Here is a 13,779-nt window from a genome sequence, read left to right on the forward strand (position 1 = left end):
CAACCAGCCCAGACACCCGTACCCCACGGGCTTGATCACCAGTTCTGTATCCGGATCCGAACTGGCCGCTGCCCGGAGTTCGGATCCACGTACGTACCTGGTGATCTTCGAAGGCGAGTGGGGACGAGGGCGGGAAGCGGCGCCAGGTCGGCATGGGATCGGCGTCGCCAGCTACCACTGCCACCCTGACGCCCTCGCGGTCGCCAACTGGCCCGACACCGACGAGATCCACATCGCCGACTGGTCTGCGGTCCCAGCGGGCGCGCGTCGCCGCTCACGAGGTTTGGGCATCCCCGCGTCTGCCCTCCTGCTCGTCACTGTGAATGGTGACGGCCGCGACGTCGGGAAGTCGCCGGTCGGTGGCCGAGGTCGGCACCAGCCTCGTCACGGAATTCGGCATGGGCCCGACGGTGAAGACGTGCACCCGGGAACCGACGGTGACTGTCACGAAGGAAGCTTCGGGCGGAACGGCGTCGGGGATGGTGATGTCGTGGGATCCGGCGGCCAGGTCGCCATCGAACACCCGCATCGAGGTGCTGGTGGGCTCAGGTGGTGTGAACGACGTGGCCCACAGCGCCTCGACGGTCATATGCACGGCTTCGGAGAGCGAAACGCGGCAGGTTCGTTCTGCGACGTCGTATGTGATCTCGGCCACGCCCGAGGAGTCCTCATGGGTGACGACCTCGACCTGGGCGGCGATGACTCCGGCGATGCCGGCGAGTCCCTGGACGAAGGTGACCCCGGGATTGCGCCTGGAGATTTCGTCGCGGAGGTACTGCTTGGTGTCGGCGGGCACCATGCCGCCGAAGACGAGGACGTCGAGATCGCTGACGTCGTAGTGGTCGAGTACCTGGCCGAACTGGTTGGTCGCGTCCGCGAGATAGCCCTTGGCGCGCAGCATGTCGGCGGCAGCCATGAGGACGCCGGGACTGCGCCCGACGATGAGGACGCGAGCGGTTCCGTGGGTGGGCACAGCCTTCATCGTGGGATCTCCATGGTGGGTCGTGGACCAGACGCGAGCTGTGGCTGGTCGGCTTCCGCGGCCGAGCGCGCGGGGAGCGGGCGCGGTCGACCTGTGCCCTCCTATGTTGGCGTTACCAATGTTGGCTCATCCAACATACATAGTGTTGGCCTCGCCAACAACTGATAACCTGAGGCCATGCTCGCGCATCACGACGCGGCCGGTCGCGCGCCAGATCGGGTCGCGGGGCGCCCAACCTGGCTCATCAGTCGCGCCTTCTCGCGTTCCTCGGCACTGCTGGCGGCCGGCTTCGACGCCCATGGTGACGGGCTGCGCGGATATCACTACAGACTGCTTGCGGCACTTGAGCAATGGGGGCCTGCGAGCCAGGCCGATCTAGGCCGGGACACGGGCATCGACCGAAGCGATGTCACGGCCGCTCTCACCGAGCTCGAGTCACGGAATCTCGTCGAGAGGAGGTCTGACCCCGACCACAAGCGTCGAAAGATCGTCACGCTCACCCCTCAGGGTGCCGAAGCTCTCCTCCGGCTCGACGCGGTTCTTGACGGGATCCAGGAGGAGGTGCTCGCTCCCCTGACCGCGGCGCAGCAGCGCCAGTTCGTCGATCTCGTGTCACGGCTCGGGTAGCCACAAGGGACCGAAGCGCGGCGCCTTCCGCGCGACGACCGATACCAGATCCGAACTCCGAACTCCGACCAGTTCGGATCCCGGTACACATCTTTCATTTCGTTCAACTTACTTCCTGTAACAGTACCCCGACTTGGCTCATAGTTCAGCTCTTCGCAATGTGGATCGCCTGGGCATGCTCGGGTGCGGCTCACATGCACGGGGATGGAGGTAAGTGCCTTGCGCGCTGGTGGGATGGTGAGGACTGGAGCGCCATCACCTACGCAAGTGGTACGTGGTAGCAATGTCCGACAGGGGAGGTGCGACGCACGTTGTGGTTGTCGTTCCAACGGGAATGAGGTATCCGGCCCTGTCGCGCGTGGGGCGCCTTCGGCTGCGTTAGCAGGGTTTTTGATATGGGATGCCTGGGGCGTGGATATCCCACGTTGCGGGTGGGAGTGGGCCAGCGATCCGGCTCGACCAGCACCAGCGGCGCGAAACAGACCGACCCTGACGACCGGCGGCGGACAGTCGTGTCGCTGCCGTCGAACCCGAAGCTGGACGAGGTCCGCGCGCGTGTCTTCGGCCCGCTCGGCGTCGACATGGGGCGGTGACCACGACCTACTCGCAGGAGCAACTGCTCGCGATCGCCGACTCCTTCACCGCACCACGGACGTCCTGGTCGCCAGCGCCGCCCGTGTCGGCGCGATGTGACTCGCGCCCCTCAGCCCTGCCGCGATTTCCCACACGGCCGCCGTCGGTGCCGTGTACAGACGACCGACCCCGTTTCTTCCGGCTCGAGACGGAAATGCGCCCCCGCGTCGATCCTGATCGGTCCAAGGCGACGACACGCCGCATACCGCACCAGTCCGACCTCACCGCCAGGCTGGAGATCATCTAACTAATCTCCAAGGTCATCACGCCGCCGTGGTCACCTCTGGGAGGAACGGGTGCGACTTCGCAACACGCTTGTCTCACTGCTAGCCGGGGGGCTGCTTTTCGCCACGGCGGGTTCGGCGTCGGCCGCGGCCGACGGCGCGCCCCTGATCGATCCCTTCGAGCAGTGCTCGGCCGCCTCTTTCCAGAACGACCCACGCCTTGGCCCGGCGAAACTTCCGTTCTTCGGTGACGTCGGCGAGCAGGTCAGCGACTACGACAGGACCGGCAACGAGCCGAAACGGCAGTTCCTGGCCACCTGGTGGGACCCCTCGGCAAGCTTCTCCCCGTTCCCGGCCACCCCGGGGAACTGGATGTACCCACCGCAGAACGGCTACTACCTCAACACCGATGGCTCGCCGGTACGGGCCGCGATGTCCTTGGCCCCCGGCCAGCAGATCGACCGTTTCGGCCGGACCACCGGTAGCTTCCTGGCCCCCCGGGGGACGGACTACGAGGACCGGTCCCTTCCGCCCACCAACCTGAACGACCCCGCGAACCCGGGTGGGTGCAACTACCACGCCTACCAGGTGCTGCGCCCGATCACCGTCTACTCCGGAGCGATCCGCCCGTGGTTCGACCAGCCCGGTGACGGCGTGCAGTACCAGGTGGTCTGCGCCCTGGTCCCCGGGGCGACGGCCTCATCGCAGTGCGACCAGGCGAGCGGGAACCTGCAGACCCAGTACCTGCTCGACAACGGCTACCTCGCGGAGGTGCCGGTGGATGACGACCTGCTGTAGCAGGACAAGCCGAGCGGTCGTCCGGCGATGACGACGGCGTCGTGGCCCCGTCCGGACACCGGGCGGGCCACGACGCCGTTCTCAGGTGACTCGGGGGGCGCGGCGTCGGGCTGCGTCGGGCTACCCCTGCGCGGCCGCGGGCTGGCGCACGGCGGCGCAGATGCCGCCGTCGACCAGGATGTCGATGCCGGTGACGAATCGGGCCTGGTCGGACAGGAGGAAGGCCACGACGTCGGCCACGTCGTCCGCCTGCCCGATGCGGCCGAGCGGCGTCTGTTCCACCAGCGTCTGCATGATGGGCTGGGTCTCCGCCTCCTGCCGGCCCTGCGGCGTGTCGATGATGCCCGGCGACAGGGAGCAGACCCGGCCGCCGAGCGGCCCCACCCGCACCGCCTCCCGCTGGACGAAGCGCTGCACGCCGCGCTTGGCCCAGGAGTAGGCCAGCCCGGAGTCCTCGACCGCCGCCCCGAGGACCTCGTGCAGCCGGTCGAGGAAGTCCGCGGTGAGCGGGTCGTCGAGCACGGCGTCGGCGGCCGGGTGCGGCTCGCTGATCATCAGGTGCGGCGCCATGGACGCGAAGCACACCGTGGCAGTCCCGGCCGTCGTGAGCGGGCGCAGCGCGTCGGCGAGCATGGCCGTGCCCACGAGGTCCACCGTGAAGATGCGGCGCCAGTCGGCCATCGTCGGCGAGATGCCCGCGGCGTGGGCGACGGCCCGCAGCGTGCCGAGCTCGCCGGCCCGGGCGGCGAGCCGGGCCAGGCCGTCGCCGTCGGTGACGTCGAGGACGAACGGCTCCACGGCCGTGCCGCTGGCGGCCGCAAGTTTCTGGGCGACCTCCGTCACCGACTCGTCCAGGTCGACCAGCAGCAGGGTGTCGACCATGGTGGTGAGCCGCTCCGCGCAGGCGAGCCCCATGCCGCGCCCGGCGCCGGTCGCGATGCCGACGGTCGTCATCACGCCCCCAGCTCGATGGCGCGGATCGGCTCGCTGCCGTCCCAGTCGACCGCGGCCTGCCGGACGAGGGTCGCGATGCCCTCGGTCGCGGCCGTCGCCTCCATGATCTCGACGATCGTCGCCGGGCCGCTCGGCGGCTCGACGTAGGCGTAGCGAGCGGCGCCACCGCCGTCGCCGGACCAGACCACCGGCCAGCCGGCGGCCTCGACCGAGCGCATGGTGGCCGGGAAGTCGTCGGTCCACCAGGCGAGCTGGTGGAAGCCCTCCTGGCCGGCGTCGAGGAACTCCCGGTAGATGCTGGGGGTGTCATCCTCCGGGCAGATGAGTTCGACCTGGAGGTCGCCGCTGTTGCCGAAGGCGATCGACACGGTGACGGTGCAGGGCGCGCCGCGATAGGTCCCGCTCTCGGTCTGCCCCCGCAGGACGTACCAGGGCCCGACGCCCAGCTCGAGCCAGCTGGCCAGGGCCTTGTCGAGGTCGCGGACGATGTAGCCGATCTGGCGCACCGCTCCGGGAAGGATGGCCGGAGCGACGGTGGAGTCGGGTAATGCGCTCATGAGTGCCTCCGTTGCGGTCAGGAAACGCGGACGGGGAGCTTCTCCCAGCCGCGCACGGTCGAGGTGCGGGCCTGGACGGCGTTCGCCCAGTCGACCTCCCAGTCGGGGAACCGGTTGAGGACCTCGTCGAGGGCGATCCGGCCCTCGATGCGGACCAGCGCGGCGCCGAGGCAGTGGTGGATGCCGTAGCCGAAGGAGAGGTGGCGACCGACGTCGCGGTGGATGTCGAAGCGGTCGGGGTCCGGGAACCGGCGCTCGTCGCGGTTGGCGGAGCCGTTGAGGAGCAGCATCACGCTGCCCTCGGGCACGGTCTGGCCCCAGTGCTCGACGTCGTGGTCGACGTAGCGGGCCTGCACGGGCGAGGGGGACTCGTAGCGCAGGAGCTCCTCCACCGCGTTGGGGATCAGCGCTCGGTTCCCGACGAGCTCGCGCCGCTGGTCCGGGTGCTCGCCGAGCAGCTTGCCGGTCCAGCCGATGAGCCGCGCCGTCGTCTCGTTGCCGGCCCCGGCGAGCAGGTAGACGTAGTTCAGGACCTCCTCCCGCGTCAGGGTGCGGGTGGTGCCGGTCTCGTCCACGAACTCGGCGGTCAGGAGGTCGGTCATGAGGTCGTCGGACGGGTGCTCGGCGCGCCAGTCGAGGAATTCGGCGAACGGCGCGGTGAGCGTCAGGTCGGGCGGCGCGTGGTCGTCGCCGTCCGTGAGCCGCAGGTTGTCGTCGAAGAGCCGCCGGATCGCCTCCTGCTCGGCTTCCGGAATGCCGAGGAGATAGCCGATGACGCGCATGGGCATCGCCGCGCCGAGGTCCGCGACGAAGTCGAAGCCGCCCGATCCGACCAGCGGGTCGAGCGAGCGCTGGCAGAACTCGCGGACCCTCGGCTCGAGCGCGTTCATCTTCTTGGGTGTGAACACGCGGGCCATGACGCCGCGGTGGACCTGGTGGACCGGCGGGTCCTCGAACAGGATCGACCCCGGCGGGCTCGGGACGTTCGCCTTGATCATCTCGAGGACGGTGCCCCGCCCGGACCGGTAGGTCTGCCAGGTGCTGAGGCAGGGCTCCACGTCCTCGAACCGGCTCAGCGCGTAGAAGTCGTGCTTGGCGTTGTAGTAGAGAGGTGCCTCGTCGCGCAGCCGGCGCCACACCGGATAGGGGTCCGCGTCGATCTCGAAGTCATAGGGGTCGTAGTAAAGGTCTTTTCCGCTTGCCGTCACGGGCACGGCGACGCTCCTTGTCACTGGCAGGTGGATGGCGATCCGTGGGTTGGCCGTGCCGCGGTACCCACGTCGGGTGACGACGTGGGTACCGACGTGGGTGCCCGAGGGGCGGGTTCGCGAGCCGGGGAATCAGGCCTTCGGCCAGGCCACCGACTTCGTCTCCAGGTACTGCTCGAACCCTTCGATGCCGTTCTGCCGGCCGATGCCGCTGTGCTTGTAGCCGCCGAAGGGGAGATCGGCGCCGTACGGCGTGCCGCCGTTGATGCCCAGGTCGCCGGTCCGTACGCGGCGCGCGACGGCCAGTGAGCGTTCGAGGGAGCCGCTGAAGACGGCGCCCGAAAGCCCGTACCGGCTGTCGTTGGCGATCCGCACGGCGTCGTCGTCGTCCTCGAACGGGATCACGACGAGAACCGGCCCGAAGATCTCCTCCTGGGCGATCGTCATCGAGTTGTCCACGTCGGTGAACAGGGTCGGCTCGACGTACCAGCCCTTAGGCAGGTGCGCGGGGCGGCCGCCGCCGAGGGCGAGCGTCGCGCCTTCCTGGACGCCCCTCTCGATGTAGCCGAGCACCCGGTCGCGCTGCTTCGCCGAGACGAGCGGGCCCATCATCACGTCCGGGCGCTGCGGGTCGCCGTACGGCGCCGCCGCGAGCGCAGCCTTGAGGATCTCGACGCCCTCGGCGTACCGGGACCGGGGCAGCAGCATCCGGGTCTGGATGGCGCAGCCCTGGCCCGCGTGGTAGCAGACGCCCATGCCGGCCAGGACCGCCGTCGCGAGGTCGGCGTCCTCCAGCACGATGGTGGCGGACTTGCCGCCGAGTTCGAGGAAGACCCGCTTCAGCGTGGCGGCGCCCTTCTCCATGATCCGCTGCCCCACGGCCGTGGACCCGGTGAAGGAGATGAGGTCGACCTGGGGGGAGAGGGTGAGCTCCTCGCCGACCAGATGGTCCGAGGACGTGACGACGTTGACGACGCCGGGCGGGATGTCGGTGCGTTCGGCGACGAGCCGGCCGATCCGGGTGGCGTTCCACGGCGTGTCCGGGGCGGGCTTGAGCACCACCGTGTTCCCCGTCGCCAGCACCTGGCCGAGCTTGTTCAGCGCGACCTCGAACGGGAAGTTCCAGGGAACGATCGCGCCGACGACGCCGACCGGTTCCTTCCAGATGCGCCGCTGGGTGAGCACGCCCATCGCGGGGGCGTCGGGCAGCTCGGTCTCCCAGTGAAACTCCTCGATCAGTTTCGCCGGGTAGCGCAGCGCGCTCGACAGCGGGTCGTCGAGCTGCGGGCCGTTCGTCACCATGCGCGGGCAGCCGACCTCGAGGATCAGCTCCTCCCGCAGCTCCTCGCGCTCGGCCTCCAGGGCGTCCTGGAGCTGCTGGAGGCACCGCGCGCGCAACGCCCGGTTGGTCGACCAGTCCGTCGTGTCGAACGCGCGCCGGGCCGCGGCGATCGCGCGTCGCATCTCGGCGTTCGAGGCGTCGGCGACCTGGCCCAGTAACTCCTCGGTCGCCGGGTTGATGTTGTCGAATGTCTTGCCCGAGTCCGCGTCGACCAGCTCACCGTCGATGAGCATCCTCGGCTCGGAACGAGTCTTCCCCGTTGCAGGCACTGTTCTCCCTGCTGCCGCGCAGCGTTGGGTCGGTGTTCGGGATGGTGGTGGGGCGCCGGGTCGCCGGGGCGCGGGCCGTGCGGGTTGGCCGACGTCGCGCGCCGATGGCCGGTGTCGTCGTCAGCCGGTGTCGTCTCGGCGGCGGCGCGGCTTCCTGGGGTCACGTAGTTGCAGCGCGTTGATGTATATCCGGGTGATCTGCTCGACGGCGGCGTCGAAGTCGTATCCGGCGTCGTCCTGCAGGAGGGACTGTTCGGCGAACCGTATGGTCATCACGGCCAGGGCGTCGGTCGTCATGACGGGGTCGAGGGCGGGATCCGCGAGGCCGCGGCGCTGGAGCTGTTCGATCGAGTTGGCCATCTCCTTGACGTGCTGCTTGTAGAACTGGGTCCAGAGCGCCCGGACCTGCTCGTTGTGCCGCGACACCTGCTCGATCACGTTCATGATCCGGGCTTCCTTGCGATGCGCCTCGAGGCGGATGCGCATGGCCGCGGCTATGCGCTCGCGCGGGGTCGCGGTGGAGGACGGGTCCAGGATGATGTCCACGCCGGCGTTCAGCGTGTGATCGAGGACCGCGGCCACCTCGAGCAGGATGTCCTCCTTCGAGTCGAAGTAGTGGTAGAAGGCGCTGTGGGTCAGGCCGGCCCGTTCGGCGACGTCCGAGATCCGGGCCTCGTGGAAGCCCTTCTCCTCGAAGACCGCCTTCGCCGCCTCGACCAGGCGTGCCCTCGTCTCGGCCCCTCGCCGCGAGCGCGGCCCGTCGTCGTCCCAGCGCTGCTGGGCACGCGGGCGGACATCGACGCCGATGGTCGGGGGCGTCGCCGTCGCCGGGCTTGGTTGGGGGGCGGGCTCCATCTGCTGCTCCTTCAGGGCCGGTGCGGACATCGCGACAGTGCCAGACATGCAAGGCCCGTCGACGGCCGACCGGTCCGCTTCGACGATCACCCGGCGTTCGGCGCCGGGGGCGCGTGGCTTCTCGGCGCCGGCCGCTCGGGCCAGGCCGCGTGTGTCTCCTTCACCGCTCGCCCGCCTTCCGTGCCCAGGTGCCGCCGCCTGGCGGTCGGCCGACGGCGCTCGCCGGCGGCCGGGTGCTCGAGGCCGACGCCGAGGCGGGGCCAGAAACTGACATGATCGTAAAAATATTTTGACGATCATGTCTGGAAAAGTTGACGCAAATGTAGACGCTCCGCGACGAGGCGGCAAGCGTCTTCCGGCTGGTCAGAACCCGCCGGGTCTGGTCGGGGGCCGTGGGCCCGGCCGCGGCCGTCCATCGGTACGGGCGTGGCGACGGCCTGCCCACTCGAAGGGGCGTTCCGGGGCCGCTCGCGGCGGCCCGGCGCATGCCGCCCGGATGATCGGCAGGAGTGGTCGACCGTGCGCGGATGGTGACCAACGTCAAGGTCTTGACTTTGACACCGGAAACTGTGACCGTCCCTCACGTTCTGACCAATCGGGTCGAGTGGGCGTACTCACCCGGTGGGCAGGGTCGCTTACCGACGCGTACTGACGAGAGAGCGGTTGCGGGCCGCGCCCTTTAGGGCCGTCGTGACCGTCCGCCGTCAGGCGTTCGGGAAGCGCCGATATGTGTGCTCATTTCTGGCGAGGCGCGCCTTCAGCGTGCTTCGCGGCATCGTCGCGGAAGTTCTGCCGCGTCCTTTGACGGCCGTCGGCTGCTTCGCGACCCCTCAATCCATGAATTCCGCGCGGCGTGCCGCCGTCCAGGCCCGAACCGCATCGGCGAGATGGCGGCACGGGACTGTCGCGGCCGGTCCACCGGCACGACGACCACATATCGATCACTGAGGAAAGGTCATACGTACATGAGGTTCCGGAAAGGCTTATTACCCGTGCTGGCGACGACGCTCGCTCTTGCGGCGGCCTGCGGCAGCGGCAGTGACGGCGGCGGAGGGGGAGGAGGAGGCACGGCCTCGGCGGCCGCGAGCGCCGGGACGGCGACACTGTCGCGCTCCACCGCCAGCACCCCCGCCACCTGGAACACGATCCCGGCACCGAGCAGCCTCCAGTGCGCCGACAAGGCGCCGAACCCAACCCGCGGGATCACCGACACCAGCATCAAGATCGGTGGGCTCGGGACGCTCAGCAACGCCGGCACCTCCACCTACCAGGAGACTGACCTGGGCGCGGCGGCCCGGTTCGCCCGGGAGAACGCGGCCGGCGGTGTCTTCGGCCGCAAGATCGACTACATCGGCATGACCGACGACGGCTCCAACGCACAGCAGAACGCGGACGCCGGCAAGAAGCTCGCCGAGAACGAGAACGTCTTCGCCGTGGCCCCGGTGGCCACGCCGATCGGGGCCTACGCGGACGCGCTGTGCACGAACGAGGTGCCGGCGTTCGGCTGGTCGTTCAACAACGGCCTGTGCAACCGGGCGAACACCTTCGGCTTCACCGGCTGCCTGCTCCCGGACAAGTACAACTCGATCCAGTACGGCCCGTACGTCGAGCTGCTCAAGGACTCCTCCGACAAGAGCGTCGTGCTGCTGGGCGTCGACAACTCCGCGGCCCGGCAGGGTGTGGCGGACACGAAGGCCTCCCTGGAACGCGCCGGGCTGAAGGTCGTCATGACCAGCAACGCGCTGCAGTTCGGGCAGCCGCCGGCTGACCCGTCGTCGCTGGTCCGGCAGATCATGACGGCCAACAACGGCAAGCCGCCGGCGATGATCTACCACGTCACCGACTTCGTGAACGTCACCGCGCTGGCCCAGACGATGACGGCCGCGGGGTACAAGGGCATTCAGATCAGCGCGGTGGGCTACGACCCGCGGCTGACCGGACTGAAGGCCCTCGACGACACCTACACCTATCTGCAGTGGCTGCCCTTCCAGTCGACGGACAACGCGACGGTCCGGCAGATGGCGGATGATGTCACCAAGTACGGGAAGGGCGCGGGGCTGTCCATCACGAGCGCGATGGGCTGGATCGCTGCCGACATGGTGATCGCGGGCCTCAAGGCGACCGGGAAAGACCTCACCGTCGACAAGTTCCTGAGCACCTTGAACGGCCCGGACTTCCACTACGGCGACGGCATCTTCCTGGGCAAGACCACCTGGCCGCAGAACCACTTCTACGCGGCACCGTGCGCGACCGCCGCCCATCTGAAGGACGGAAAGTACTCGCTGGCCGTCCCGCTCGTCTGCAACGATCCGTACGCGAACTAGCTCCCCGTGAAGGACGCGGGCGGGAAGACCGGCACCCCTTCCCGCCCGCGCGGCGAAACGGCGTCGAGGGGGCGTCGGGCCCGGATGGCCCGACGCTCCCATCGGCCGCGACTGGCCCAGGCGGGCCGGAGAAGGAGCGGGCGTGGTTGCGACCAGCCCTGACAGCGACGTCGTCGCGGCGTCGGCGGGCCCCGTGTGCGAGGTCCGTGGCATCACCAAGCGCTTTGGCGGGCTCACCGCCATCCGGGACGTCTCGCTGCGAGTCGAGCCGGGCGAGGTGCGCGGCCTGATCGGCCCGAACGGCGCCGGCAAGACGACCCTGTTCGACATCATCTCGGGCCTCACCCCGCCGACCTCCGGCGCCGTGCACCTGGACGGCGTCGACGTGACCCGCCAGCTGCCGGACCGGCGGGCGCGATCGGGGGTGCGTCGCACGTTCCAGCGCACCCAGCTCTACGGCCGGCTCTCGGTCGAGGACAACGTGCTGGCGTCGATGGAGTGGCGCGGTGGCGGTGGCGGCCTGGTGGCCGACCTGTTCGCCGCGCCCGCCCGCCGCCGGCGGGAGGCCGAGCGGCGCGAGCGCGCGGCCGCGGTGCTCGAGGAGTGCGGGGTGGCGGACCTGCGGCACCGGCCGGCCGGCTCGCTGCCGATCGGCCAGGCGCGGCTGGTGGAGCTGGCCCGGGCGATCGCCGACGGGCCGCGGCTACTGCTGCTGGACGAGCCGACGTCGGGCCTGTCCCACCAGGAGACGGAGCGTTTCGGCGAGCAGATCCAGCGGCTGCGGTCGCAGGGGGTGGCGATCCTGCTCGTCGAGCACGACGTGGGTTTCGTCATGGGGCAGTCGGATCGGGTGGCGGTGCTGAACCTCGGCGCCGTGCTCGCGGAGGGAACGCCGGACGAGATTCAGGCGCATCCCGACGTCCGAGCGGCCTATCTCGGTTGATCAGGCCCATGACCTTACGAGTGACCGGCCGACCGGGTCTCCAGCGAAGGGCACAGTAGTGGAGGAGTTCCTCAACCTGGTCGTCGGCGGCATCGTCGCCGGCGGCCTGTATGCCATTCTGGCGGCTGGCGTCGTCCTGACCTACCAGACCTCTGGCATCTTCAACTTCGCGCATGGCGCGGTCGCGTTCGCCACCGCGTACCTGTTCGTGCAGCTCAACGTCACCGCGGGGATCCCGATCATCCCGGCGGCGATCATCGCGATCCTGGTCTTCGCGCCGCTGCTGGGCTTCGTGCTGGACCGGGTGATCTACCGCCGGCTGACCTACGCCTCGGTGGCGGTGAAGATAGTGGTCCCGGTCGGCCTGCTGATCGCGGTGCCCGGCATCTGCCTGTTCGTCGCCGACCGGCTCAACGTGTGGTTCCACCTGGGCATCGCCGGGATCGAGGAACTGTTCCTGATCCCGGGGCTCGGCCCGTCGCCGAAGCAGACCTGGACGGTCGGCACCATCCTGCTGGACAGCAACCAGGTCGCCGTCTTCGCCGCGGCGGTCGTGACGGCGGTGGGCCTGTGGGTGCTGCTGCGGCGGACCCGGCTGGGACTGCGGATGCGGGCGGTCGTGGACCGGCGCGGCCTGGCGGCGCTGCGCGGCATCGACCCCGACCGGACCTCCGCGACGTCCTGGATGCTCGGCAGCTTCCTGGCCGGTCTCGCCGGGGTCCTGCTGGCTCCGATCTTCACGCTCAACACGCCGGTGTTCACGACGGTGGTTCTCATCTCCACGCCCGCCGTGGTGTTCGCGCGCTTCCGCTCGATCCCGCTCGCGCTGGCCGGCGGGTTGCTGATCGGGGTCATCCAGAACCTCGTCGTGGGCTACGCCCACTTCGCGGACAACATCACCGGATTCAGCACCTCAGTGCCGTTCTTCCTCCTGTTCCTGCTGCTGTTCGTGTTCGCCGTCGACCGCAGCCGCCGCGCCGGCACCCAGATCGACGACGACCCGCCCGCTCCCTCGTACGGCGAGGAGCCGAAGCGCCGGAAGCTGATCGTGTGGACCGGGTGGTCCGTCATCATCCTGGGCTACGCGTTGTTCTTCGCGGACGACTACTGGCAGTCGCTGATCATCCGAGGTCTGGCGCTGTCGGTGGTGCTGCTGTCCTTCACGGTGGTGACCGGCATCGGGGGCATGGTCAGCCTCGCGCAGGCCGCGTTCGTCACCGCCGCGGGAATCACCGCCGGCTGGGTGGCCAGCCATCACTGGCCGTTCCTGGTCGCGCTGGTCCTCGGCACGCTGGTGGCCACCGCGATGGGGGTCGTGGTCTCGCTGCCCGCGCGCCGCCTCGGCGGGCTGCCGCTGGCGCTGGCGACGCTAGCGCTCGCCTACATCTGCCAGAACCTCTTCTTCCAGTTGCGCGGGGTGAGCCGCAACGACGTCGGGGGATGGGTGCTGAGCCCGCCGAAGCTGGGTCCGGTGGACCTCGCCGACTCCCGATCGATGATCATATTTCTGGCGATCGTGCTGGGAATCGTCGTCCTGCTGGTACGGAACCTGATCCGGTCGAGCTCCGGCCGGGCGATGGCGGCGCTGCGGGCCACCGAGCCGGGAACGGTGACCATCGGCGTCTCCGCCGCCCGCACGAAGACGGCGGTGTTCGCCCTCTCGGCGGCGATCGCCGGCTTCGGCGGCGTCCTGCTCGCCGTGTCGTCCGGCCGCGTCACCCACCTCGACTACCCGGTCGAGACCGGGCTGTTCTGGCTCGCGACGATCGTGGTGTTCGGGGTGCGCCGGCCCGGCGCCGCGGTGATCGCCGGCCTCGGCGCGGCGGTCAGCCCCGAGCTGCTCAGCCACGTCGCGCAGACCTCGTACCTGCCCCAGGTGCTGTCCGGCCTGGCCGCGATCAACCTGGCGCAGAACCCGGACGGCATCCTCGCCCTCACCGCGCAGCAGCGGTTCGAGCGGCGCCGCCGGCGGGAGGAGCGGGCGCTGCGGGCGCGGGCCGCCGCGGCCGCACCGGCCGTGGCCTCGCCCGGCACGGCCGACGCCGCGGGCCCGGCCGCGGCGG

The 13,779-nt window shown here is 69.8% G+C and carries 12 protein-coding genes; 6 read left to right on the forward strand and 6 right to left on the reverse strand.

What is annotated here, in order from left to right; genetic code table 11:
• Positions 1-274 precede the first annotated feature (274 nt).
• Positions 275-982, reverse strand: a complete 708-nt coding sequence (locus FRCN3DRAFT_RS0216260; protein ID WP_007515948.1) for a hypothetical protein — start codon at positions 980-982, stop codon at positions 275-277.
• Positions 983-1,159: 177 nt separating this feature from the next.
• Between FRCN3DRAFT_RS0216260 and FRCN3DRAFT_RS0216265 the strand changes: the two genes are divergently transcribed.
• From FRCN3DRAFT_RS0216265 to FRCN3DRAFT_RS0216280, 3 genes are all read left to right on the forward strand, one after another.
• Positions 1,160-1,609: a MarR family winged helix-turn-helix transcriptional regulator gene (locus FRCN3DRAFT_RS0216265; RefSeq protein ID WP_007515949.1), complete on the forward strand. Its 450-nt coding sequence runs from the start codon at positions 1,160-1,162 to the stop codon at positions 1,607-1,609.
• Positions 1,610-2,034: 425 nt separating this feature from the next.
• A complete protein-coding gene (locus FRCN3DRAFT_RS54090) occupies positions 2,035-2,202 on the forward strand; it encodes a hypothetical protein (protein ID WP_232794060.1) in 168 nt (55 codons plus the stop codon).
• Positions 2,203-2,538: 336 nt separating this feature from the next.
• The gene (locus FRCN3DRAFT_RS0216280; protein WP_007515951.1) at positions 2,539-3,264 is read left to right on the forward strand and encodes a TNT domain-containing protein; all 726 of its coding nucleotides are present in this window, start codon (positions 2,539-2,541) and stop codon (positions 3,262-3,264) included.
• Between the two features lie 120 nt (positions 3,265-3,384).
• Here the strand turns inward: FRCN3DRAFT_RS0216280 and FRCN3DRAFT_RS0216285 are convergent, their stop codons facing one another.
• From FRCN3DRAFT_RS0216285 to FRCN3DRAFT_RS0216305, 5 genes are all read right to left on the reverse strand, one after another.
• Entirely contained in the window at positions 3,385-4,218 is an 834-nt protein-coding gene (locus tag FRCN3DRAFT_RS0216285; protein WP_007515952.1) for an SDR family oxidoreductase, read from the reverse strand.
• Entirely contained in the window at positions 4,218-4,775 is a 558-nt protein-coding gene (locus FRCN3DRAFT_RS0216290) for a VOC family protein (RefSeq protein ID WP_007515953.1), read from the reverse strand. The genes FRCN3DRAFT_RS0216285 and FRCN3DRAFT_RS0216290 overlap by 1 nt, the downstream gene beginning before the upstream one ends.
• A 17-nt stretch (positions 4,776-4,792) precedes the next feature.
• Positions 4,793-5,989 carry a cytochrome P450 gene (locus FRCN3DRAFT_RS0216295; protein ID WP_007515954.1) on the reverse strand — a complete coding sequence of 399 codons (1,197 nt, stop codon included), beginning with the start codon at positions 5,987-5,989 and terminating at the stop codon, positions 4,793-4,795.
• Positions 5,990-6,115: 126 nt separating this feature from the next.
• On the reverse strand, positions 6,116-7,558 hold the full coding sequence (locus FRCN3DRAFT_RS0216300) for an aldehyde dehydrogenase family protein (RefSeq protein ID WP_007515955.1): 1,443 nt from the start codon (positions 7,556-7,558) through the stop codon (positions 6,116-6,118).
• Positions 7,559-7,714: 156 nt separating this feature from the next.
• Positions 7,715-8,449, reverse strand: coding sequence for a TetR/AcrR family transcriptional regulator (locus FRCN3DRAFT_RS0216305; RefSeq protein WP_007515956.1), 735 nt, complete (start codon positions 8,447-8,449; stop codon positions 7,715-7,717).
• A gap of 965 nt (positions 8,450-9,414) precedes the next feature.
• On the opposite strand from FRCN3DRAFT_RS0216305, the gene FRCN3DRAFT_RS0216310 reads away from it, so the two are divergent.
• From FRCN3DRAFT_RS0216310 to FRCN3DRAFT_RS44765, 3 genes are all read left to right on the forward strand, one after another.
• Complete coding sequence (locus FRCN3DRAFT_RS0216310; protein WP_007515957.1) at positions 9,415-10,773, forward strand: ABC transporter substrate-binding protein; 1,359 nt, start codon at positions 9,415-9,417, stop codon at positions 10,771-10,773.
• Positions 10,774-10,915: 142 nt separating this feature from the next.
• The gene (locus FRCN3DRAFT_RS0216315; protein ID WP_007515958.1) at positions 10,916-11,716 is read left to right on the forward strand and encodes an ABC transporter ATP-binding protein; all 801 of its coding nucleotides are present in this window, start codon (positions 10,916-10,918) and stop codon (positions 11,714-11,716) included.
• Positions 11,717-11,774: 58 nt separating this feature from the next.
• The coding region (locus FRCN3DRAFT_RS44765) for an ABC transporter permease (protein ID WP_007515959.1) at positions 11,775-13,779 on the forward strand (2,005 nt) is incomplete at its 3' end.

Origin of the sequence: Pseudofrankia saprophytica (genome assembly GCF_000235425.2) — a bacterium.
Classification (GTDB): Bacteria; Actinomycetota; Actinomycetes; order Frankiales; family Frankiaceae; genus Pseudofrankia; species Pseudofrankia saprophytica.